The 23,653-nt window shown below is 63.0% G+C and carries 17 protein-coding genes; 9 read left to right on the plus strand and 8 right to left on the minus strand.

All coding sequences use genetic code 11. From position 1 onward, the window contains the following. Positions 1–87 precede the first annotated feature (87 nt). Together DNK06_RS03185 and DNK06_RS03190 are read left to right on the plus strand one after the other, a co-directional pair. Complete coding sequence (locus DNK06_RS03185) at positions 88–3,564, plus strand: hybrid sensor histidine kinase/response regulator (RefSeq protein WP_131178587.1); 3,477 nt, start codon at positions 88–90, stop codon at positions 3,562–3,564. Between the two features lie 72 nt (positions 3,565–3,636). Then, positions 3,637–3,978, plus strand: a complete 342-nt coding sequence (locus DNK06_RS03190) for an FKBP-type peptidyl-prolyl cis-trans isomerase (RefSeq protein ID WP_131178588.1) — start codon at positions 3,637–3,639, stop codon at positions 3,976–3,978. Positions 3,979–4,097: 119 nt separating this feature from the next. On the opposite strand, the gene DNK06_RS03195 is transcribed toward DNK06_RS03190, so the two are convergent. Continuing rightward, complete coding sequence (locus DNK06_RS03195; RefSeq protein WP_131178589.1) at positions 4,098–5,585, minus strand: DNA recombination protein RmuC; 1,488 nt, start codon at positions 5,583–5,585, stop codon at positions 4,098–4,100. Positions 5,586–5,642: 57 nt separating this feature from the next. Continuing rightward, the gene (locus tag DNK06_RS03200) at positions 5,643–6,017 is read right to left on the minus strand and encodes a tetratricopeptide repeat protein (RefSeq protein ID WP_242674633.1); all 375 of its coding nucleotides are present in this window, start codon (positions 6,015–6,017) and stop codon (positions 5,643–5,645) included. Between the two features lie 558 nt (positions 6,018–6,575). Between DNK06_RS03200 and DNK06_RS03205 the strand changes: the two genes are divergently transcribed. From DNK06_RS03205 to DNK06_RS03225, 5 genes are all read left to right on the plus strand, one after another. Continuing rightward, the gene (locus DNK06_RS03205) at positions 6,576–9,176 is read left to right on the plus strand and encodes an intermembrane phospholipid transport YdbH family protein (protein WP_165493594.1); all 2,601 of its coding nucleotides are present in this window, start codon (positions 6,576–6,578) and stop codon (positions 9,174–9,176) included. A 14-nt stretch (positions 9,177–9,190) separates the two neighbouring features. Continuing rightward, positions 9,191–9,382 carry a YnbE family lipoprotein gene (locus DNK06_RS03210; protein ID WP_042553186.1) on the plus strand — a complete coding sequence of 64 codons (192 nt, stop codon included), beginning with the start codon at positions 9,191–9,193 and terminating at the stop codon, positions 9,380–9,382. 11 nt (positions 9,383–9,393) lie between these two features. Continuing rightward, positions 9,394–9,738: a YdbL family probable chaperone protein gene (locus DNK06_RS03215; RefSeq protein WP_131178592.1), complete on the plus strand. Its 345-nt coding sequence runs from the start codon at positions 9,394–9,396 to the stop codon at positions 9,736–9,738. 580 nt (positions 9,739–10,318) lie between these two features. Then, on the plus strand, positions 10,319–11,359 hold the full coding sequence (locus tag DNK06_RS03220; RefSeq protein ID WP_242674632.1) for a TlpA family protein disulfide reductase: 1,041 nt from the start codon (positions 10,319–10,321) through the stop codon (positions 11,357–11,359). A 24-nt stretch (positions 11,360–11,383) separates the two neighbouring features. Beyond that, on the plus strand, positions 11,384–13,426 hold the full coding sequence (locus DNK06_RS03225) for a protein-disulfide reductase DsbD family protein (protein WP_242674631.1): 2,043 nt from the start codon (positions 11,384–11,386) through the stop codon (positions 13,424–13,426). 9 nt (positions 13,427–13,435) lie between these two features. Here the strand turns inward: DNK06_RS03225 and pdxR are convergent, their stop codons facing one another. Further along, a complete protein-coding gene (gene pdxR, locus DNK06_RS03230; protein WP_131178595.1) occupies positions 13,436–14,938 on the minus strand; it encodes a MocR-like pyridoxine biosynthesis transcription factor PdxR in 1,503 nt (500 codons plus the stop codon). A gap of 156 nt (positions 14,939–15,094) precedes the next feature. Between pdxR and DNK06_RS03235 the strand changes: the two genes are divergently transcribed. Both DNK06_RS03235 and DNK06_RS03240 read left to right on the plus strand, forming a co-directional pair. Then, the gene (locus DNK06_RS03235; RefSeq protein ID WP_131178596.1) at positions 15,095–16,297 is read left to right on the plus strand and encodes an NAD(P)/FAD-dependent oxidoreductase; all 1,203 of its coding nucleotides are present in this window, start codon (positions 15,095–15,097) and stop codon (positions 16,295–16,297) included. Between the two features lie 179 nt (positions 16,298–16,476). Further along, positions 16,477–17,103 carry a LysE family translocator gene (locus DNK06_RS03240; RefSeq protein WP_131178597.1) on the plus strand — a complete coding sequence of 209 codons (627 nt, stop codon included), beginning with the start codon at positions 16,477–16,479 and terminating at the stop codon, positions 17,101–17,103. A gap of 85 nt (positions 17,104–17,188) precedes the next feature. Here the strand turns inward: DNK06_RS03240 and DNK06_RS03245 are convergent, their stop codons facing one another. The 5 genes from DNK06_RS03245 to DNK06_RS03265 all read right to left on the minus strand — a co-directional run bounded on the left by DNK06_RS03245 (position 17,189) and on the right by DNK06_RS03265 (position 23,642). Continuing rightward, the gene (locus DNK06_RS03245) at positions 17,189–18,553 is read right to left on the minus strand and encodes a D-serine ammonia-lyase (RefSeq protein ID WP_131178598.1); all 1,365 of its coding nucleotides are present in this window, start codon (positions 18,551–18,553) and stop codon (positions 17,189–17,191) included. A 63-nt stretch (positions 18,554–18,616) separates the two neighbouring features. Then, the gene (locus tag DNK06_RS03250; RefSeq protein WP_207389952.1) at positions 18,617–20,065 is read right to left on the minus strand and encodes an amidase; all 1,449 of its coding nucleotides are present in this window, start codon (positions 20,063–20,065) and stop codon (positions 18,617–18,619) included. 95 nt (positions 20,066–20,160) lie between these two features. Then, entirely contained in the window at positions 20,161–21,807 is a 1,647-nt protein-coding gene (locus DNK06_RS03255) for an ABC transporter ATP-binding protein (RefSeq protein WP_131178600.1), read from the minus strand. 3 nt (positions 21,808–21,810) lie between these two features. Further along, entirely contained in the window at positions 21,811–22,668 is an 858-nt protein-coding gene (locus tag DNK06_RS03260; protein ID WP_207389953.1) for an ABC transporter permease, read from the minus strand. 32 nt (positions 22,669–22,700) lie between these two features. Further along, on the minus strand, positions 22,701–23,642 hold the full coding sequence (locus tag DNK06_RS03265) for an ABC transporter permease (protein ID WP_131178602.1): 942 nt from the start codon (positions 23,640–23,642) through the stop codon (positions 22,701–22,703). Positions 23,643–23,653: the final 11 nt, after the last annotated feature.

Raw genomic sequence — 23,653 nt, forward strand, 5'->3', positions numbered from 1 at the left:
TACTGCGCTATCTTCTACGTCTCGATACAAGCACGTAAAGGCGCGCATGCGATGATGCGCTCGCCCCTTGGTTTTCCCGGAGTACGCATGTCGCTGTCCAGCTGGCTTATCGCTGCGGTCGCCCTGATCTATATGGCCGTTCTGTTTGCCATCGCCTTCTACGGTGACCGTCGGCGCAAACCGCTGCCGCCCAGGGTGCGTGCCTGGGTCTACAGCCTGTCGCTGGCGGTGTACTGCACCAGTTGGACCTTCTTCGGCGCCGTCGGCCAGGCCGCCGAGCAGTTGTGGTCGTTCCTGCCGATCTACCTCGGGCCGATGCTGCTTCTGCTGTTCGCTCCCTGGGTGATCGAGAAGATGGTGCTGATCAGCAAGCAGGAAAACATCACCTCGATCGCCGACTTCATCGCTGCCCGCTATGGCAAATCACAGTCGCTGGCCATCGTCGTCGCGCTGATCTGCCTGGTCGGCGTACTGCCCTACATCGCCCTGCAGCTCAAGGGCATCGTCCTGGGTGTCAACCTGCTGATCGGCTCGGAAACCGATGCCGACGGCACCCGTGCCCAGGACACCGCGCTGATCGTCTCGGTGATCCTGGCGCTGTTCACCATCCTGTTCGGCACCCGCAACCTCGACGTCACCGAGCACCACCGTGGCATGGTGCTGGCCATTGCCTTCGAGTCGCTGGTCAAGCTGCTGGCCTTCTTCGCCGTGGGCGCCTTCGTCACCTACGGCCTGTACAACGGCTTCGGCGATCTGTTCGCCCAGGCGCAACGCAACACGGAGTTGGAGGAGTACTGGGCCGTGGCGGTGAACTGGCCGGCGATGCTGGTGCAGACCGGCATGGCGATGATCGCCATCGTCTGCCTGCCTCGCCAGTTTCACGTTACCGTGGTGGAGAACACCGAGCCGCGGGATCTGCGCCTGGCGCGCTGGGTGTTCCCGCTGTACCTGCTGCTCGCCGCGCTGTTCGTCATCCCCATCGCCCTGGCCGGGCAGATGCTGCTGCCCGCAGGCGTCAGCCCGGACTCGTTCGTGATCAGCCTGCCGCTGGCCGAAGCTCACCCGGCCCTGGCCCTGCTGGCCTTCATCGGCGGCGCCTCGGCGGCGACCGGCATGGTGATCGTCGCCTCGGTGGCGCTGTCGACCATGATTTCCAACGACATGCTGCTGCCCTGGCTGCTGCACCGCAAGAGCACCGAGCGCCCCTTCGAGGCGTTCCGCCACTGGATGCTCACCGCGCGCCGGGTCAGCATCGTGCTGATCCTGCTGCTGGCCTATGTCTGCTATCGCCTGCTCGGCACCAATGCCAGCCTGGCGACCATCGGGCAGATTTCCTTCGCCGCCATCGGCCAACTGGCACCTGCCATGTTCGGCGCTCTGGTGTGGAAGCAAGCCAACCGGCGCGGCGTGTTCGCCGGCCTGATCACCGGTGCCGCCCTGTGGTTCTACACCCTGGTGCTGCCCGTGCTGGCCCGCGGCCTCGGCTGGCCGCTGGATATTTTCCCCGGCCTGCGCACGCTGCTATACGCCCCACTGGGTTTCGAGGTGGATGCCCTGACCCGGGGCGTGGTGCTGTCGCTGGCCGGCAACCTGACGCTGTTCGCCTGGGTGTCGTTCTTCTCACGCACCCGGGTTTCCGAGCACTGGCAGGCCGGGCGCTTCGTCAACCACGACTTCGGCAGCAAACAGGGCGGCCGTACCGCGCTTGCGGTGCAGATCAACGACCTGCTGTTGCTGGCCGGGCGCTTCGTCGGTGAGGAACGCGCGCAGCACAGCTTCAGCCGTTTCGCCGCGCGCCAGGGCAAGGCCTTCAACTCGGCGCAGCCGGCCAACAGCGAATGGATCGCCCACACCGAACGCCTGCTGGCCGGCGTGCTCGGTGCTTCTTCGACCCGGGCGGTAGTCAAGGCAGCCATCGAAGGCCGCGACATGCAGGTCGAGGACGTGGTGCGCATCGTCGGCGAAGCCAGCGAAGTGCTGCAGTTCAACCGAGCCCTGCTGCAAGGCGCCATCGAGAACATCACCCAAGGCATCAGCGTGGTCGACCAGTCCCTGAGCCTGGTGGCCTGGAACCATCGCTACCTGGAAATTTTCCAGTACCCGGAAGGGCTGATCTGCGTCGGTCGGCCGATTGCCGAGATCATCCGCTTCAACGCCGAGCGCGGCATGCTCGGTGACACCGACGTAGAGGAAAGCGTGGCCAAACGCCTGTACTGGATGCGCCAGGGCACCGCCCACAGTTACGAGCGGGTGTTCCCCAACGGCCGGGTCATCGAGCTGATCGGCAACCCGATGCCGGGCGGTGGCTTCGTCATGAGCTTTACCGACATCACCGAATTCCGCGAGGCCGAACGCGCCCTCAAGGCGGCCAATGAGGGCCTCGAACAACGCGTTGCCGAGCGTACCCATGAACTGTCGCAACTGAACCAGGCACTGACCGTGGCCACCGGCGTCGCCGAAACGGCCAACGCCTCGAAAACCCGCTTTCTCGCCGCAGTCAGCCACGACCTGATGCAGCCGCTGAATGCCGCCCGCCTGTTCTCCGCCGCCCTCTCCCACCAGGAAGACGCGCTGCCGCGCGAAGCCCAGGAGCTGGTGCGCCACCTGGACAGCTCACTGCGCTCCGCGGAAGACCTGATCAGCGATCTGCTCGACATCTCGCGCCTGGAGAATGGCCGCATCACCCCGGATCGCAATGCCTTCGCCCTCAACAGCCTGTTCGATACCCTGGGTGCCGAATTCAAGGTGCTGGCAGCAGAGTATGGCGTCGACCTGCATCTGCGTGGCAGCAAGCTGCGGGTGGACAGCGACATCAAGCTGCTGCGCCGTGTGCTGCAGAATTTCCTCACCAATGCCTTCCGCTACGCCAAGGGCCGCGTGCTGCTGGGCGTACGCCGCCAGGGCGGGTACCTGCGCCTGGAAGTATGGGATCGCGGGCCGGGTATTCCCGAGGACAAGCGCAAGACCATCTTCGAGGAATTCAAACGCCTGGACAGCCACCAGACCCGCGCCGAAAAAGGTCTGGGTCTGGGTCTGGCCATCGCCGACGGGCTGTGCCGGGTACTCGATCACAGCCTGGAGGTGCGTTCCTGGCCGGGCAAAGGCAGTGTGTTCAGCGTCACCGTGCCGATCGCCCGCAGCCAGGTGCCCACGGTTCAGCGCCCACGGCCCGAAGGCAACGGCCAATTGCTGACCGGCACCCAGGTGTTGTGCATCGACAACGAAGAAAGCATCCTCACCGGCATGCACAGCCTGCTGTCGCGCTGGGGCTGCCAGGTCTGGTCTGCGCGCAACCGCGCCGAGTGCGAGCAACTGCTCAACGACGAAGTACGCCCGCACCTGGCGCTGGTCGACTATCACCTCAACGAGGGCGACACCGGCACCGAACTGATGGCCTGGTTGCGCACACGCCTGGGTGAACCGGTACCCGGTGTGGTGATCAGCGCCGACGGCCGCCCCGAGCTGATCGCCCAGGTGCATGCCGCGGGCCTGGATTTCCTGCCCAAACCGGTGAAGCCAGCCGCCTTGCGCGCGCTGATCAGCCGCCACCTGCCGCTGCAGTGAACGAAGAGGGTCTTGCCAGGCGCCCCGTTTCTTGCGAAAACGCAGGCCCTCGAAAATGAACGGACAAGCGATATGAGTGATGAGCTGCGTGTAGAAGACCTGCAGGTGGGGGATGGCAAGGAAGCGGTCAAAGGCGCCTTGATCACCACCCAATATCGCGGCTGGCTGGAGGACGGCAGCGAGTTCGACTCGTCCTACTCGCGCGGCAAACCCTTCCAGTGCGTGATCGGTACGGGTCGGGTCATCAAGGGCTGGGATCAGGGTCTGATGGGCATGAAGGTCGGCGGCAAGCGTCGCCTTTTCGTTCCTGCTCACCTGGCCTACGGCGACCGGCAAATGGGTGCGCACATCACACCCAACTCGAACCTGACGTTTGAAATCGAACTGCTGGAAGTGCTGACGCGGGACGACTGAGCCGCCTCTGTGTCTTGGGCGTGGCTCGACCCGCTCGAAGCTCAGCCCTTCGCGGCCCTTGATGCCTCAGGGATCCAGGAAACGAAATCGCCCTGGCAGTGAGAGAGTCAGATGCAGACTCAGTCGTCCTCAGGGTCATCCAGTGGCAGGCCAGCGGCTCGTTCGAGCAGCTCGGGAGGCAGGCTCTTGCTGGCCCGGGCGCCGAGCAGCTTGAGGTTTTCGGCGCGGCTGATCAGGTTGCCGCGACCGTCGACCAGCTTGTTGCGGGCACCGGCATACGCCTTGTCGAGTTGCTGCAGGCGCATGCCCACCTCGTCCAGATCCTGGATGAAGGCCACGAACTTGTCGTAAAGCGCGCCCGCCCGCTCGGCGATCTCCCGGGCATTCTGGCTTTGCCGCTCCTGACGCCAGAGGCTGTCGATCACCCGCAACGTAGCCAGCAACGTGGTCGGGCTGACGATCACGATGTGCTGGTCGAAAGCCTCCTGGAACAGGCCCGGATCGGCCTGCAAAGCGGCTGCGAACGCGGCCTCGATGGGCACGAAAAGCAGCACGAAGTCCAGGCTGTGCAACCCGTCGAGATGCTGGTAATCCTTGAGTGACAGCCCCTTGAGATGGCTGCGCAGGGACAGCACGTGCTGCTTCAGGGCGAGTTGCCGCGTCGCATCATCGGTGGCGGCCACGCACTGCTGATAGGCAGTGAGGCTGACCTTGGCGTCGACCACCACCTGCTTCTCGCCCGGCAACTGGATCAGCACATCCGGCTGGAAGCGTTCACCGTCGGCACTCTTGAGGCTGACCTGGGTGTGGTACTCGCGGCCCTTTTGCAGGCCGGCGTGCTCCAGCACCCGTTCGAGCACCAGCTCGCCCCAGTTGCCCTGGGTTTTCTGGCCCTTGAGCGCCTGGGTCAGATTCATCGCTTCCTCGCTCAGGCGCTGATTGAGCCCCTGCAGGCGTTCCAACTCCTTGCCCAGGGAAAAGCGCTCGCGCGCCTCCTGCTGATAGCTTTCCTCGACGCGCTTCTCGAAGGATTGAATGCGCTCCTTGAGCGGATCGAGCAACTGGCCGAGGCGCTGCTGACTGGTTTCCGAGAAACGCTGCTCGCGCTCGTCGAAGATCTTGCCTGCCAGCTCGGCGAACTGCGCCCGCAAGGCATCGCGGGCGCCTTGCAGATCGTCGAGGCGCTGCTGATGGTGCTCCTGCTGCTCATGCAGTTCGGCGGCCAGCCCGGCTCGCTCGGTGTCCAGACGACGCAGCTCGGCTTCCTGCTGATCACGCAACGCCTGCCCGCCCTTGATCTGCTCGCGGGCCAGTTGCAGGTCGTTTTGCAGCAGATGGGTTTCCCGGCGCAGCGCGGCCAGCTCGGCCTGCTGGTCAGCCTTGATCTCGATGATCTCGGCCAGTTCGTCGCGGCAATTGTCCAGTTGCGCACTCAAGCCCGCCTGGGCCAGTTGCGCCGCATTCATCCGCTCCTGCGCCAGACCGGATTGCAGACGCATCTCCTCGGCCTGCCGCGACAAGGCGACGGTTCGCAGCAATAAAGGAATGGCAGAGAGCAGAGCGCCGATCAGAAAGGCCGGCAGCAGCGAAGCGAGATCGAAGGGCATACGAACATCCAGGCGAGACTGCCAGGCAGTATACCCGCGCGGACGCGCCTACGAAGGCTACAGACGACGCAGCAAGTCTCTGGCCTCCTCGACGCCCTGCAACGCCGCCAGCTCGAGCCAGTGCCTGGCTAGCTGCGGCTCGAGGGTGCGCGGCTGGCAATAGAGACGGCCCAGCTCCAACTGAGCGGCGCCGTCACCGGCTCGTGCGGCCTGGCGCAGCAGCTCCACGCCGATACGACGATCGCGGGTATTGCCACAGTCGCGGCAGAGCATCTGGCCGAGACGGCTCTGCGCCTGAACCACCCCCTGACGTGCAGGTTGCTTGAGCAGGCGACCGGCAATGCGTTTTACGCTGGGTGCATGCCCCAGACGCGGGCTGTCCAACAACCAGGCGGCAACGCGAACAGGTACCTGGGCACGCACGGGAAGCATATGAAGTTTGGGATGGGATAGAGCGCGGGGCATATGGAGTAAAGCGGGGCTACGGAACAGGCGCGCCACTCTACTCTTTTTTATTCACAGGTAAACCCCGCCCTACTCCCTGCTGGCCTGCTTGTGACAATCCACAGAAGCTGTGGATAACTTTGTGTGTATCGTGGGAGAAATGCTCCCCAACGCCGATGGCGTGGGCTCCTGAGTCAAACTGGTTATTTTTTGGCCACATCAAAAAAATCCATATTTTTCATGTACTTAAAAACACCCCTACGATAATCGGAGGATTTGTGCAAGCGCCAATAAGCTGCTTGACAAGCTACATCGCGATTGTGCACAAGTCCGCCGGCAGACCCGCTGCAACGCCCTTTTGCAGGGCACCAGCCAGGCGTTATCGGCTCTACGCCCTGATAGACGGAGGGTTTGGCCCCTGCACCAATAAAGCCCATGTCACCTTGCTGACATAAAACTCTGAGCGAGCCACCCGCGAAACCAGGTTTGGCAGGTCGTGCTGCTTCGGGTTACCGTCGCCAATCCACCCGCCGATGGATGACGCCCATGCTCAGCCGCCGCACCAGGCTGCGACTGTTTGTTGTTTTCACGCTGCTCGTGGTGTCCATCGCTGCCCTTTATCTCGGTGGCCGCTACCTGCTGCAGCGCAATGGCGTCGAAAAACTCGATTGGCATGGCGTTTCGCTCTCCAGCGCTGGCCTGCTGGTCAAGAACCTGGAGCTGCGACAGCGCAGCAGCGCTGGCACCCTGGATATGCACAGCCAGGATCTGCAACTGGCCTGGCGCGACTTCGGCTTGAGCCTGCCGTTCTGGCAGCACCTGGATATCGACCGCCTGACGATTACCTGGCTACCGACAGACAATGACGTAGCGCCGCCCACTCCATCGGCCGATCTCGACCTGCAGCAATTGGCTGCGCCGCTCGCCTTGCTGCCACGCAGCCTGAAGGTTCGCGACCTCGACGCCACCCTGCCCTGCGCCCGCGGGCAATGCACCGCCACAGGTGACCTGAGCCTGCTGCGCGGTGAGGATGACCACATCACGCTGCAGTTGAATGTCGATCACCAGGCACAGGTCTTGAGTGGCTCGCTCGCTCTACAGCCGCAGAGCGAGGCACTCGACCTGCAACTGACCCTGGCTGTCGATCAGCAGCCGCAACTGACCGTGAAAAGCAGCCTCGCGCAAGTTGGCGATGGCCTGGCCTGGAGTGGTCAGCTCGACGCGACGCAACTGACTCAAGCGGCGGCCCTGCAGAACTGGCTGAGCGCCTGGACGGTGCCAGACGGCACGCAGTGGCCTCAGGCCCCAGGAGAGGTTGGCCTGGAGGGCTCATGGCAGTTGAACCTGCCACGCCGCGCAATCGATGTGGACAACCTGCTGGCCGCCAGCGGCCAGTTCGATGTGCAAGGCAACCTGCCGCAGCCCTGGCCATTTCCCGGCCTCGGACAGTTGCAGGGCCAGTTGGCACTGGCAGCGCACAATGACGGGCAGCAATGGATCGCCAGGCGCGTCGAGGCTGACCTGCAACTGACAGAACCGAGCGCTGACTGGCTGAACGCTCTGCCAGCGGAATTACGCGGCGAATCCCTGCGCGTACAGGTGCAGGCCGATACGGTGCTCGGCGGCCTGCGCGCCGAACTGGCCGAGCGCAGCCTGCCACTGAAGCTGACGCTGGCACTGCGTGGCGCTACCCGCTTGGACTTGCAGGGCCGCCTGGCGCTGGCAAGCTCAGCCCCCTGGGCCCTGCAGTTCGCCGACACGCGCCTCACCACGCGCACCGCCAAGGCGAACCAGGCTGGCTGGCAAGCCGGCGAACTGACCAGCGACCTCAAGCTGGCCGGCCATGCCGATGGCAATGGGGTCGAGCTGAACATTGGCCAGGGCTCGCAGGTTCAAGCGGCAACGCTGAAAAGCGCCGACCTGAGCGCACAAAAGCTGCAGGTCAGTCTCGGCGGCAGCGCCCTGAACCTGCAATTGCAGGACGGCGCTCTGCAGCACTGGCAGTTCAAGGGCCCGCTGAACCTGAGCACCACGCGCCTGGAGCAGGCCAATCTCAAGCCGCAGGGCTGGCGCTTGCAGAGCCAGGTAGCGGCAGCGGATCTGGCCGGCACCTTGCGCGGCAAGCTGAGCAACGACAGCGACCTGCAACTCGACCTCGACGCCCGCCTCGATACGGCGCACAACCTGCAGCTCAAGGCGACCCTCGGTGAACTGTTCATGCGCTCCGGCAACCCACTGGCAAAAACCCTGGTGCAATGGCCGGAATTGCTCGACCTCAATAGCGGGCGCCTGAACGCTACTGCAAGCCTGGCGCTGGCCGCTGACAGCAGCGCCCCAAACGTTGACCTGACCCTCACCGGCAAGGGCCTCGGCGGTATTTATGACCGCTCCGAACTGAGCGGCCTGGACACCCGCCTGCAGTTCAAGCTGGCGCGCCAGCGCTTCGACCTGAGCATAGAGGAACTGCATCTGCAGCAGGCCAACCCCGGCCTGCCCATCGGCCCCGTACAAGTGCGCGGCCGCTACAGCGCGACGCTGGCCAGCGCGGACAAGGGCCAGTTGCAGTTGAACCTGGCACAGACCGATCTCATGGGTGGGCGCGTCATCCTCACGCCAGGGCAATGGGATCTCGCCGCCAGCAATCAGTTGTTTCCAATCCAGATTCGCGGCCTGGAACTCCAGCAGCTTTTCACCCTCTACCCGGCTGAAGGCCTGGCCGGTAGTGGCACCCTGGATGGGGATCTGCCCGTACACCGAGGCCAGAACGGTATCGAGGTGGAGCAAGGCCATATCGCCGCACGCAAACCCGGCGGGCGCCTGCAGTTCAGTTCGGAGAAGATCAAGGCCCTGGGCCGCAGCAACCCGGCGATGCAACTGGTTACACAGTCCCTGGAAGACTTCAACTTCACCACCCTGAACAGCTCTGTCGACTATGATCAGCACGGTAAACTGCGCCTGGTCATGCGCCTGGAAGGTCAGAACCCGGCCATCGAGAATGGCCGGCCGATTCACTTCAACATCAACCTGGAGGAGGACATCCCCAATCTGCTCGCCAGCCTGCAACTGACGGATCGGGTCAACGAGATCATCACGCGGCGCGTGCAACAGCGAATGTTGCAACGCAACACCGCACCCAAGGAGCCTTGACGAGGAGAAGCGCCATGCGCTTGCGTAGTTGCATCACCGCCCTGCTGCTGGGGCTACTGAGCGTAGCCTGTACCCCGACGGTACAACTGGCGATGCCCAACGAGCCGATCAACATCAATCTGAATGTGAAGATCGAGCACGAGATCTATATCAAGGTGGATAAGGCGCTGGACAGCATGTTCAGTGAATCCAGCGGACTGTTCTGAGGAAAACCTACATGAGTCTGATCAAACCCTTCGCCGGTCTGTTGCTGCTACTCAGCCTGAGCCTGCCAGCCCACGCCCTCAGCCTCAACGAGGCGATGTCCGCCCTGGGTGATGCCAAGGCCAGCGGCCAGCTCGGCGAGATGCCCAGCGGCTACCTCGGCGTGGTCAAATCCGGCGGCCAGGCCGACGAGATCGCCAAGCTGATCAACGCGGCCCGCCGCGCCGAGTATCAGAAGCTCGCCCAGCAGAACGGCATCCAGCTCAGCGACGTGGAAACCATCGCCGGGCAGAAAGCCATCGACAAGACCCCGAGCGGCCAGTACATCCAGCAGCAAGGGCAATGGCGTCGCAAGTGATGACCGCCAAACCACCCGCTGCCGAGTGTTGCGGGTGGTTTCTGGAGAACGTATGAAAGGCCCGCCGACCGACGCAGCCAGAATCTGCGGCGTGACCGACAATCGCCGCGGGGGCGCGGTTTCTACAAAAGCGTGGCAGTTCGTGGATGGGTGGCAACCTTCGATGGGTTGCCATCCATCCTACGGTTCCAGTAGTAGGATGGATTAGCGAAGCGTAATCCGTCGTTTACCGCAAACCGCCTGTATCCGCGATAGGCCAGAACGCCTCACCTTCGTGCGGAGCGCTCTGCCGTTTGAGCGCGGTGATGCCGCTTTCTTGCGGCGGATTACGCCTACGGCTAATACGCCCTACGGTTTACGAGTTGCATGGGTCATGCTGTACGGGGTGCAACGCCCAGGTTCGTCTCCCCTCTCTCGCGACGAAACGATCCGCCCGAAGCGAATGGCACAGTGAAAAAAGCCATTCTTGGATCTTTCCAGCACCGTTCCTTTGCACAAGGATGAAGCCCCTTTTTAGCGGGTCGAGCCGCACTCAGGCGCTCGATATCCCACCAGGCACATGGAATACAAGGAGATACAGGTGCAACGATCCCCACTCACAACCCTGCTGGCAGCGCTCCTGCTGACGGCGGTCGCTCAATGCTCATATGCCGATCAACAAGTGGTCGACGAAGGTGAGCGTCGTGCCCGGAGTGCCGGCGCCGAGCTGGTCGGCAAACCCGCCCCCAACGCCGTACTGACCAGCATCGACGGCGAACGCATCGATCTGGCTCAGTTGTACGGCAAGAAGCCGGTGTACCTTAAATTCTGGGCGACCTGGTGCGTACCCTGCCGTCAGCAGATGCCCGGGTTCGAAGCCATCGAGCAGAGCCTTGGCGAGCAGATTGAGGTGATTGCGGTCAACACCGGTTTCAGCGATGACGCCGAGTCCATACGCGCCTACCGCAAGGAGCTGGGCCTCAGCATGCCGGTGGTGGTCGACGATGGCAGCCTGGCTGCCGCCCTCAATCTGCGGGTCACGCCGATGCATGTGCTGATTGGCCGCGACGGGCGCATCGCCTATATCGGCCACCTCGACGATGCTCCTCTGCATGCCGCGCTGGCAGACCTGTTGAAAAACGAGGCGGCCGAAAAAACCGCCGATACTGGCAGCGCTGAAGCGATAACCACGTTCAAGGTCGGCGATAAGGTGCAAGGCCTCCAGGCCACCACCCTGGATCAACACCTGATCAACCTCGACGAACCGGCAGGCAAACCACGCGCTCTGGTGTTCTTCGCTCCCTGGTGCGAGTCTTATCTGGAACAGAGCCGTCCGCAAACGTCGCAGGCGTGCAAGCGGGTACGCGAAACGGTCGACGAGCTGACTGCCAGCAGCGACGTCGAATGGCTGGGCGTTTCCTCCGGCCTGTGGGTCTCACGCGAGGATTTGCAGGAATACGCCGACACATCCAAACCGAACCTGCCGCTGGCGCTCGACGAGAGCGATGCGCTGTTCCGGGCCTTCGCCATTCGTGACATCCCCAGCGTGGTACTGCTCGACCGCCAGGGCCGCGTGAAGCGCATCCTCGGCCCGCAGGACACGCAACTGAAAGAAGCGTTGCACGAACTGAGCGCGCGCTGACCGCCCCGCGACAGAGACCTGCCCATGATCAGGATTATCGTCCTGCTGCTGACCCTGGCCGCCTGCATGCAGGCGGCCGCACAACAGATGCCCGATTACGACGAGGTGCTGATCGCCTCTTCGCTGATGGCCGAAAGCCCCAACCCGGCCCCCGGAAAACACACCACCCTGGCCGTGCTGATGGAGCCCCAGGGCGACTGGCACGGCTACTGGAAACAACCCGGCGATGTCGGCTTGGCACCGACCCTCGACTGGCAGCTGCCTGCTGGTATTACGGTGGGAGAAGCCGCCTACCCGGTACCCGAGACCCTGCTGCTCGATGGCCTGATGAATCATGTCTACGAACAGCCCTATGCCGTGCTGGTTCCCCTTGAGGTGCCTGCAGATATGGCACCCGGCACGCTGCTGAAGATCGGCCTGCAGATGCAATACCTGGCCTGCCGTTACGATGCCTGCGTACCAGAACGCGCCACCTTGTCCATAGACCTCATGGTTGGTGATGGTCGCCCGGATGCTGCGCTGACCACACGCTTTGCCGACTGGCGCAGAGCGCTGCCGCGCCCCCTGGGTTCGCTCGCCAGTTTGCAGATAGAGAACGGTCGTTTTCGTCTGCAGGTGCCAGTGCCTGCCGATCTGGACATCGGCGAGGCGCATCTGTTCTCGGCCAGCCCCGGAGCGCTGAAAAACGCAGCGCCACAACAATTCAGCCGGAACGGCGACCTGCTGATCATCGAGACCGAGGCAGGCGACGAGGCACCCGCCACCTTCCGCGGCGTCCTGGCCCTGGGCGACGGTAGCGGACTGGAGATCCAGTCCGGATCCGCCGCCATCCCGCCGCAGGCGTCAGCTCCCAATAGCCGCACGGCGCTGACGACCACGCTGCTCGCGGTGGCTGGTGCAATTCTCGGCGGCCTGCTGCTCAACATCATGCCCTGCGTTTTCCCGATTCTGAGCCTCAAGGTGCTCAGCATCACCCGCGCCAACGGTCGGGCTGAAGACGCCCGTAGCGAAGCCCTGGCCTACACCGCCGGGGTCATGCTGGTGTGCCTGGCGCTCGGAGCGTTGATCCTGCTGCTACGTGCAGCCGGCACTCAGATAGGCTGGGCCTTCCAGTTGCAGGATCCCAGGGTGATAGCCCTGCTCCTGCTGCTCACCACCGCCATCGCCTTCAACCTCGCCGGCCTGTTCGAACTGGGCTCGGTAAGCGTGGGAGATCGACTGGCATCCAGTGGCGGTCGCCGCGGCGCCTTCTGGACAGGCGCACTGGCAGCCTTCGTCGCCACGCCCTGCAGTGGGCCTTTCATGGCCACGGCGCTGGGCGCTGCGCTGATACTGCCGACGCTATCGGCCTTGCTGATTTTCGCCGGGCTGGGGCTGGGCATCACCCTGCCCTTCCTGCTGCTCGGATTCTCCGCACGCCTGCGTCGGTGTCTGCCCAAACCTGGCCCCTGGATGGAGACGGTACGCAGGGTATTGGCGGTGCCTATGTTCCTGACGGTACTGGCGTTGCTCTGGGTGCTGGCGCAGCAGGTTTCAGCCAACAGCCTGGTACTCGGCATTGCCGCCGCCATGCTCCTGGCCCTCGGTCTTTGGATGACCGGCCTGCGCCAGCGCCGCGCCAGCAAGGCGCCCTGGCTGCCGGCCGGCCTGGCCGCGGCACTCGCTCTGGCAGGCTGCCTCAGCCTGGCCGAAGCACCAGAGCGGCAAACATCGAGAGGCGAAAGCAGCGTGGCAACCGAAGCCTTCGACGAACAGCGCCTGGAGACTTTGCGCAATGGGCCAGACCCACTGTTCGTGTACTTCACCGCTGATTGGTGCGTGACCTGCAAGCTCAATGAAAAAGCGGCCATCGACCGCGAGGAAACCCGCCAGGCCCTCGCCGACGCGGGTGCGATCGTGATGATCGGAGACTGGACACGAGGCGATCCGCATATCACCGCCTTCCTGGAGGAACACGGCCGCTCCGGTGTCCCTCTCTACCTCTGGTATCGCCCCGGCGTTGCCGAACCGGAGATCTTGCCACAGTTGCTCAGCCCGGGGCTGCTGGTCGAGCTGGCGGGCTCCTGAGGCAACGGCTCAACCGCCTTTCAGGATCCGCGCCACATCCCTGGCGCCGCGCTCGATGGAGTCTTCGTCATAAGGTGCGAAGCCCATTATCAGGCCGGGCGCCTGAGGCTTCACGCAGTAGCGCTGCAAGGGCATCACATCGATGCCCTGCGTGGCCAGACACGCCAGGGCATCGAGCTCATCGCACGCTTGCAGACGACATACCACATCCAGCCCGGCGCGTATCGGCGGCACCTCGAGCAGCCCTTGCCAGTGCCGCTCGGCCGCATGGGCGAAGGCCTCGGCACGGGCGGCGTAAAGCTTGCGCATACGCCGCAGGTGACGGTCGAAATGCCCCTCGGCGATAAAGTCGGCCAACACCGCCTGGGCCAGGCTGTTGGCGTGCCGCGCGGTCAGCGAAACCAGTCGGGTGAAGCTTTCCAGCAACTGCGGCGGCAGCACCACGTACGCGATGCGCAGCGACGGAAACAGTAGCTTGCTGAAGGTGCCGGCGAGAATCACCTGAGCCTCGGTATTGGCCATGCTGCGCAGCGCCGGGATGGGTTTGGCGACGAAGCGGTATTCGCTGTCGTAATCGTCTTCGAAGATGTAGCTGCCGTTCTCGCTGGCCCAACGCAGCAACGCCAGACGCCGCGCCGGTGACAATTCACCGCCGAGTGGCGCCTGATGCGATGGGGTGACATACGCCATGCGTGCATTCGGTGCCAGGCGCACGGCCTGCTCGACCTGCATGCCTTCGCGGTCGACCGGGACATCGACCAGCTCCACGCCGCTGGCCTTCATCAACTGCCGCGCGCCAGGGTAGCCTGGATCTTCCATCCATACCTTCTCGCCGGGCGCGACCACCAGCCGGAGGGTCAGATCCAGCGCCTGCTGAACGCTGCCGAGAATGACGATGCGTTCGGCGCCGACCTGCACGCCGCGGGCAATCGACAGATACTGGGCGATAGCGCTACGCAGTGCCGGCAGGCCCGCCGGGTCGGCATCCAGCATGTCGAGTAGCCGGGACGAGCGCAGGTGTCCGGCATGCAGTTTGCGCCACAGGTCGATGGGGAACGCCAGCACGTCGCCACGATGGGGAAAGAACGGCCGCAAGCCAGGCTGTACACCACCCGTCATGAAGATCGGTTTCTCAGCTGCCAGACGCTTCACCCATAGGGTATCCGGTGCCTCGCGCTGCTGCTCTGCCGGCGGGGTGATGCGCCGTCTTACATAGCCGGCGTTCAGGGTGGCATCCGGCAGCACGGCGCAGACCCGCGTGCCATAGCCGCTGTCGGTATCCAGATAGCCCTCGGACTGCAGTTGCTGGTAAGCCGCCTGCACCGTGCCGCGGGCCAAGCCGTAGTGCTCGGCCAGCGAACGCGTACTGGGCAGCAGGCTGCCCGATGGCAGGCGGTTGCTGAGAATCGCCTCACGCAGCGATGCATACAGCCAGCGCTGCAGGCTCTCGCCCGGCTGCGGTGCACCGAGCGGGAGAGATACCACCAACGGCCCCTGATTCTTGCCAGCCATACACCCTCACTTGGATCAATTCACTTGCTGCTTTATGGATCAATACGCTGATCCAATTCAAGCAGAGAATCATCTCGTCACCGATCACGCCCCATGGCGTATCGCCCTCCTGCGCCGCAATTCGTGGCCAGGGTCATCGTTTTCGAGGAACCGCTGATGAAACAACGAATTCTGGTCGTCGGCACCGGCTTCGCCGGTCTGTGGAGCGCCCTGAGCGCGGCGCGCCTGCTCGACCTGCAGACACGTGACGATATCGAAGTCTGCGTGATTGCTCCCAAGGCACAGTTGCACGTACGCCCTCGCTTCTACGAGGCGGATGTGGCGCGGATGAGCACCACGCTGGATGAGCTGTTCGCCGTGGTCGGAATCCGCTTCGTGCAGGGCTGGGTCACCGGGATCGACAGCGTCGGGCAAACCCTGACCTATCGAGATGAACGGCACACCGAAAGCGAGCTGAGCTATAGCCGTCTGATCCTGGCTAGCGGCAGCCAGGTGATCCGCCCGTCCTTGAGCGACGTCGAACACTCCTTCGATGTCGACAGCCTGGAGCAGGCCGTGGCTCTGGAACGTCACCTCCACGGTTTGCGTGACCTGCCAGACAGCCCGGCACGAAATACAGTGGTGATCGCGGGCGGTGGTTTCACCGGGATCGAAACTGCGACCGAGCTGCCGGCACGCCTGCGGACGATTCTCGGCAGCGAGGCCGACATTCGCGTCATCGTGGTCGACCGCGGCGCGCAGATCGGTGCCAGCCTGGGAGAGCAGGTCGCCCCGATAGTCGCCGAAGCCTGCGCCCAGCAGGGCGTCACCTGGCGCCTGGGCAGCTCGGTCAGCGCGGTGGACGCAGGCGGTATCACCCTTGCGAGCGGCGAGCGCATCGACGCCCTCACGGTCATCTGGACGGTCGGCGTACAGGCCTCGCCGCTGACCGGACAGTTGCCCGCCAAGCGTGATGCCCAGGGCCGCCTGCATGTCGATCGACACCTGAGGATCACAGGGCTGCAAAACCTGTATGCCGCCGGTGATACCGCTTTCGCGGCAACCGACGACAAAGGCAACCACGCCCTGATGACCTGCCAGCATGCCATCGCCCTGGGCCGCTCGGCAGGCAATAACGCCGCGGCCGATCTGCTCGGTATCGACCCCATCGCCTACAGCCAGCCCAAGTACGTCACCTGCCTGGATCTCGGCGAATGGGGCGCGCTGTTCACTGAAGGCTGGGAGCGCAAGGTGGTGCTGACCGGTGCCGAGGGCAAACAGCTCAAGACCCAGATCAACACGCAATGGATCTACCCACCGGCAGCCGTCCGCGAAACCGCACTGGCCGCGGCCGACCCGTTGATCCCGGTGGTGGCCTGAGCCCTGTCACGCCCATGGCGACGAGCGCCAACGGGTGACATCGGTGAACTTCCGCTGGTGAGATAAACCACCTCGGCCGTCATCCGAACAGGATGCACGGCCGACGATTTTCTTCAATACAGCCACCACCGCGCATCGACAGACTGCCGGGCATCTTTTCTCGAGAAGCGATGCCCGTCATGCAGCAGTTCCTGATCATTGCCGCCGCCCACTTCCTGGCGCTGCTTTCCCCCGGCCCGGATTTCTTTCTGATCGCCCGCACCTCGCTGTCCGTTGGCTGGCGAGTCGCCAGCGGCGCCTGCCTGGGTATCGCGTTGGCCAATGGCCTGTTCATCGTCGCGGCGTTTACCGGCGTGTCGATCCTGCAGCCGGGCAGCGTGCCCTTCATCGCCCTGCAACTGATCGGCTGCCTGTATCTGCTCTACCTCGGCGCATTGTTCATCCGCCACGCCGGCAGCAGCGTGCTGCAGGCCTCGGGCGGGGTCGTGCCAGCCAGGCAACTCACCTGGCTACAGGCCACCGGCATGGGTTTTCTGTCCGGCATCCTCAACCCCAAGAACGCGCTGTTCTACGTCAGCCTGGCGAGCATGCTCGGCAGCTCGCACAGCAGTGCCGGCTGGAAGCTGTTCTACGGGCTATGGATGTTTGCCGTGGTGCTCGGTTGGGATCTGCTGGTGGCGCTGGCAATCGGTAACGGGCGCCTGCTGAGCCGTTTCCAGCGCGCACTGCCTGCTCTGGAGCGGCTCTCGGGGTTGTTCCTGATCGCCTTGGCGCTGGGAATGCTCAGCGTGTTGCTACTGGGCTGATGGGTGATGCTCCAAGGCAGGCAGGGCAGTCAGCAACGGAACCAGCAAGATCGACTGCCGCAATTGGCTCTATGTATCACCCGCCTCATAAAAGCGACCGGCCTTTCCGGTAATAGTTATCCATCTCCTCGGCAGGCACCATGCTGCCGCCGGTGGCCCAGATGACGTGGGTTGCATCGCGTAGCAGACGGGTATCTGCGAGAGCTGGGCTCAGCTCGGATTGTGCGCGGTGCAGGTGGGAAAAGCCGGGGGCACCGGCAACTGCGGAAGGCTCCAGGGCCAAGCCTTCGCTATCGCGAATAAGCGCAACCATAGCGTACAAGTGCTCATCCGTGACGGTGTAGATACCGTCAAGGAGTGGCTCCATCATACGCCCGACGAAGGCAGAGGAGCGTCCCACGGCCAGGCCGTCGGCGCATGTCAGGTTATCCAGCCCAATGTCCTGCACGCTGATCACGTTGTGCAGACCACTGTGCATACCTAGCAGCATGCAGGGCGAGTGTGTGGGCTCGGCAAAGAAGCACTGCACCGCGTCGCCGAACACATGCTTCAAGCCGAACGCAATACCACCAGGCCCACCACCGACACCACATGGCAGGTAGACGACGAGGGGGTGCTGCGCATCGACCTTGATCCGCAGGTCTTGCAATTGTGTCTTCAAGCGCAGAGCCGCCACTGCATACCCCAGAAACAGCGCCGTCGAGTCCTCATCGTCGATGAAGTGGCAGCGCGGCATGCTGCTAGCCTCCTCGCGGCCCTGGGTTACAGCGACGCTATAATCGGACTGGTGCTCGACCACCGTCACGCCCAGGTCTCGCAGCAGCGCTTTCTTCCATTGCCTGGCGTCGGCTGACATGTGCACCGTCACATCGAAGCCCAGCTTGGCGCTGATAATACCGATGCTCAGCCCCAGGTTGCCGGTAGAGCCGACCATGATTGAATGGTGCGAGAACAACTCGCGAAACGGCGGCGTTGCAAAGCAAGCGTAGCTCTCCTGCCCCTGCAGCAAGCCCTGCTCCAGTGCCAGCTGTTCGGCATGCAGCAGCACTTCATAAAAGCCTCCACGTGCCTTGATCGAGCCCGATATAGGCAGCTCGCTGTCACACTTGATAAGCAGGTGTTCCGGCTTGGCAGCCTTCAGCCAGGAAGAAAGCTGCACAGCGGCTCGATCGGCCCGCACCAACGGGGATTCGATAATGCCGCCCTGCTCTGCCGTTTCTGGAAAGGCCACTGCGAAGAAGGCGGCGAAGCGTTCCAGGCGAGCCACAGCATCTTCAATATCGGCATAACTCAGTGGCAGTTGATTACGCACATCGGCGAACGGCTTGCGCTTGGGGTTCAGCCAAAGCGTCTCGCTGCCCGTTTGCAAGCAGCCTATCAGCGCGTCCTTAGAGATTTTAGCGGCTGCGAGCCAAGTCGCCAGCTGAGCCTGTGTCTTAGTATCGTCCATAGCAGCACCCCTAACCTTATCGATGAAAGCCGACCACTTGTAGCCGGCCGTCGTTGATACCTCTCAGGCGAAGCCGAGAAAGCCTTCAACCTCGCTCAGCGGTCTGGAGCGCGTCAGATAGTCAAGATTGACCTGTGGTCGACTCAGTTCGCTATCGCCGGCAAACAGCGCCTCAAGCTCACTGGCAAATGCCAGGGTCTGCAGGTCGCTGCCGCGGCGCCCGATGATCTGCAGACCAAACGGCAGACCGTTGCCATCACGCCCGGCGGGCAAGGTCACTGAAGGGTGCCCGGCAAGCGTCGAGGCATAGGCCATCGACAGCCAATGGTAATAACTTTGCGTCGGCTTCCCGTCTATCTCGGTCGGGTACAGCTCATGCCAGTCACGCGGGCTGATGGTGGTGGTCGGTGAGAGGATGAAATCATGGTCTTCAAAGAAGCGCTGCCAGCTTCTGTAGAGACGAGTCTGGTTGGTGAATGCGCGCACTACGTCAAGGGCCGAATAGCTCTCGCCTTCGCGGATATTGTCGATGATGTTTGGCCCCATCTTATCCGGGTAGCGATGCAAGAGGTCACGGTGATGGCCAGAAAAGCCCAGGGCGCGGATAACGGCGAAGGTGTCGTCCGCGTCCGCGCAATCGGGGTGAACCTGTTCGAGCTGGCCAAACACGTGACCAAATCGCTGCAGCTTGTCGTGAAAGCTACCCATGATGAGTCGCTCTGTCATCGCGAACCCGAAGTCATCGGTAAAGGCAACCCGCGCATTACACAGGTCGAAATGCGGCAGGTGGCGATACGGCTCCGCTTGGTGCGCGCCCTGCCCGTCTATTACCGGAACCCAGGGATCTCGACGATCCGGGCGGATCATCGCCGACAGCATCAATGCCACGTCACCGACGGTACGTGCCATCGGCCCATTGATGGACATGGGTAGCAAACCCTGCGGACGGCTGTGCCCCGGCACCAGACCCGGTGTACTACGAAAGCCCACTACGCCGTTGAAGGCAGCCGGGTTGCGCAGGCTGCCGCCAGTATCCGAACCAGTGGCCAACGGGGCCATCCCACAGGCCAGTGCCACGGCCGAGCCTCCGGAAGAACCGGCTGCCGAACGGGTCAGGTCGAAGGGATTGGCCGTCACGCCATACACGGCATTACGCGTGTTGCCACCCGCGCTCCACTCCGGGTTGTTGGCCTTACCCATCACCACGGCGCCCTCGCCACGTAACTGAGCGACCATCGGGTCATCGGAAGCGGCGATGTTGTCGGCGTAGATCTCACTGCCGAAGGTGGTCGGCAAACCCGTGACGTCGACCATGTCCTTCACACACACCGGCAGGCCATGCAGAGCCCCCAATCGCTCGCCGCGATCAATAGCGCGTTGCGCCGCGTGGGCTTCGCTGCGCATGACATCGAAGTTCTGGGCGACCAACGCATTGACCGCTGGGTTGACCGCCTCGGCGCGGGCGATACAGCTTTCTGCCAGCTCCACCGCAGACAGTTTTTTACATGCCATCAGGCGGCGCGCCTCTACGGCGCTCAGATCACAAGGGTTCATGTATATTTCTCAAAGCAGGTTCTTGGACGGGTCGGTGACGATGCGCAGCGTCATCAATGAGCCGGGGAGAAAGCGGCAAAATTCCAGGAGCGCCCGGGTGCTACCTGGATCAGTTGCCGGGTGTAATCGGCTTGCGGATTGCCAAGCACCTGTTCAGCCGGGCCGTACTCGACCACCTGACCACGTTGCATCACCAACACGTCGTCGCAGATCTGCGCAGCCACACGCAGATCATGGGTGATGAACAGTACGGCGATGCCCAGACGCTGCTGGATGTCATCGAGCAGCGCCAGCACCTGGGCCTGAACCGACACATCCAGCGCCGATACCGCTTCGTCAGCGACGATCACCTTTGGCTCCATCGCCAGGGCACGAGCGATGGCGATACGCTGCCGTTGCCCGCCGGAAAACTGATGTGGAAAGCGCTTGATCGAATCGGCGGGCAGCCCCACCAGGCTCAGCAGGTTCTCCGCATTAGCCAACGCCACTTCACGGGTGGTGCCGTAATTCATCGGCCCCTCGATAAGGCTCTGGCCCACAGTGCGACGAGGATTGAGCGAGCGGTACGGATCCTGAAAGATCATCTGGATACGTTGCCTATGCGGCCTGAGGCCGGAGGACGAAAGCTCGGATATCTGCTGCCCGGCAATCCGCACACCACCGCCTGTTGGATCAATCAGGCGCATGACGCAACGCGCCACGGTTGACTTGCCGGAGCCGGATTCACCGACGATGCCGAGGGTACGCCCCTCGCGCAGTTGAAAACTGACATTGTCCACAGCCCGCGTACCGGCACTGCGCGTTTTACACCAGGGAAAAAAGCGGCGCGGTGCTGCGTAGATCTTCTGCAATTCCGCCACGTCGAGCACCACCGCTTGCGCCTTCTCGGCCCGTGACGGACGCGGGGTAAGGCTGGGTACAGCGGCCAGCAGATCACGCGTGTAGGCCTCCTGCGGAGCGCTCAATACCTCACGCACGGTGCCCTGTTCGACGATGACACCGTGGTGCATGACGCAGACCCGATCGGCGATATCGGCAACCACACCCATATCATGGGTAATGAACAACACCGCCGTACCGTGCTTGTGCTGCAACTCACGAATCAGTTTGAGAATCTGGTGCTGAGTGGTGACGTCGAGTGCCGTGGTGGGCTCGTCCGCGATCAACAACCTCGGCTGCAGCAGCAGCGCCATGGCGATCATGATGCGCTGCCGCTGGCCACCCGATAGCTGATGAGGATAGCTCGCGTAGATGCGCTGGATATCAGGCAGGTGAACCTGCTCCAACGCCTCGAGCACCCGTTCGCGTCGCCGTGATGCCGCATCCTGGGTATGGCGAGCGAGCACTTCCTCCAGTTGCCGGCCAACGCTAAGCACCGGATTCAAGGCCGTCATCGGCTCCTGAAAGATCATCGCCATACGGCTGCCGCGCAGCTCGCTGATGCGCTTGGGGCTGGCCTGCAACAGGTCTTCGCCATCGAGCAGGATACGGCCAGCGACCGCCTTGAGCGCTCCGCCAGGCAACAGCCCCATGGTGGTCAATGAAGACACCGACTTGCCTGAGCCGCTCTCGCCGACCAGGCACAGGGTTTCCCCGGCGTGAATGTCGAACGAAATGCCCTTGAGGATCTGCTTGGGCGCCTGGCTCTCGGTTTCCACCACCAGCGCGTCCACTTTCAATACCGGATTGTCAGTGCTCATGGCTCAGCCCTCCCTGCGCTTCATTTTTGGATCCAGCGCGTCACGCGCCGCATCACCCAGCAGATTGATCGAGAGAATGCACAGCGACAGCAATATGCCCGCCCAGAAGATCAGCGATGGCTTGAGCTGAAAGTAGACGCGCCCCTCCGATATGATGTTGCCCCACGTCGGCGTCTCTGAACTGATCCCGACACCCAGGAACGACAGTGTCGCCTCGGTCAGAATCGCCGCCGCGCAGATATAGGTGCACTGCACGATCAGCGGAGCCAGCGTGTTGGGCATCAGGTGTCGCCAGATGATGGTCAGCGTGGGTGTGCCCATCAACACCGCGGCCTCGACATAAGCCTCCTCGCGCGATGAAAGCACCTGGGAGCGAATCAGCCGCACGATCTGCGGTACCTCCGGAATCGTGATGGCGATCATCAGCGTCCACAGGTTGGCCGAGGTCAGCGACACGATGGCAATTGCCGCGAGGATGCCGGGAATCGCCATCAACCCATCCATGAAGCGCATCAGAATGGCGTCGATGCTGCGGAAATAACCAGCCAGCAGGCCCAGCGGCATACCGATCAGCAACGTCAGGAAGGCGACGCCAATACCTACCATCAGCGAAATCCGAGCGCCGTAGACGACGCGTGAGAACAGATCCCGGCCATAGGCATCAGTGCCCAGCCAGTGCTCTGCGCTCATGGGCTTCAAGCGGTCGCCAGGAGACAGCTCGGTGGGGTCGAAGGGGGCAATCAGCGGCGCGAAAACCGCCATCAGCACCACGATGATCAGGAAGAGCGTTGCAAGCAGCGTTGCGCCTTTCGGCCGCCCCCGCAACAGCCCCGAGAGCAACCGCTGGAAGCCACGAGCCACCGGCAGGGAATGAGGATGAGTCCGTGCTTGCATCAGTAACGGATCCTTGGGTCGGTGATTGCGTAGGAGAGGTCGATCAATAGATTGATCACCACGTATAGGCCGGCGGTGAGCAGGATCAACGTCTGGATCACCGGGTAATCACGCGCCAGTACCGCATCGACGATGAGCCGACCAAGACCGGGAATGTTGAACACGCTCTCGGTCACCACCACGCCCGACACCATTAGCGTGAAACCCGCACCGATCACCGTGAGGATGGGCACACCGGCATTGCGCAGTGCATGGCGAAAGAGCACCACACGCTGGCTGAGCCCCTTGGCGCGGGCGGTGCGAATGTAATCCTCCTGCAACACCTCGAGCATGCTGGCGCGGGTCATGCGAGCGATCAGGGCGATGTACACCGAGGACAGCGTCAGCGCGGGAAGCACCAAGCGCCTCAGGTACTCGGCAACGCCCTGATCCATGCTGCGAAAACCCTGCACCGGCAACCAGCGCAACTCGATGGCGAACACTTGGATCAACAGGTAGCCGATCACGAATACCGGAACCGAAAAGCCGATAACCGAGGTGGACATCACCACATTGTCGATCCAGCTACCCTGCCGCCAGGCCGCGACCACGCCTAGCGGCACAGCAACCAGTACGGTGATCAGGATGGCAGCCAGTGCCAGGCTGATGGTTGGCTCCAGGCGCTGGGTGATCATGCTGGACACCGGTATTTGGGAGATCAGCGACGTGCCGAAGTCACCTTGCAGCAGGTTGCCGATCCAGATCAGGAACTGGCTATGAATCGGCTGATCGAGCCCCAGTGCACGGCGAATATTAGCGACCTGCTCAGGGTTGGCCATGTCGCCAGCGATGATGGTGGCCGGATCGCCGGGCGAGAGCCGCAACAGCAAAAAAACGGAAAGCGCGACAACCAACATGACCGGAATGGCCATCAGTAATCGGCGGATGAAGTAACTCAGCATGGAAGGCTCCC

This window comes from Phytopseudomonas daroniae (genome assembly GCF_004327285.1).
Classification (GTDB): domain Bacteria; phylum Pseudomonadota; class Gammaproteobacteria; order Pseudomonadales; family Pseudomonadaceae; genus Aquipseudomonas; species Aquipseudomonas daroniae.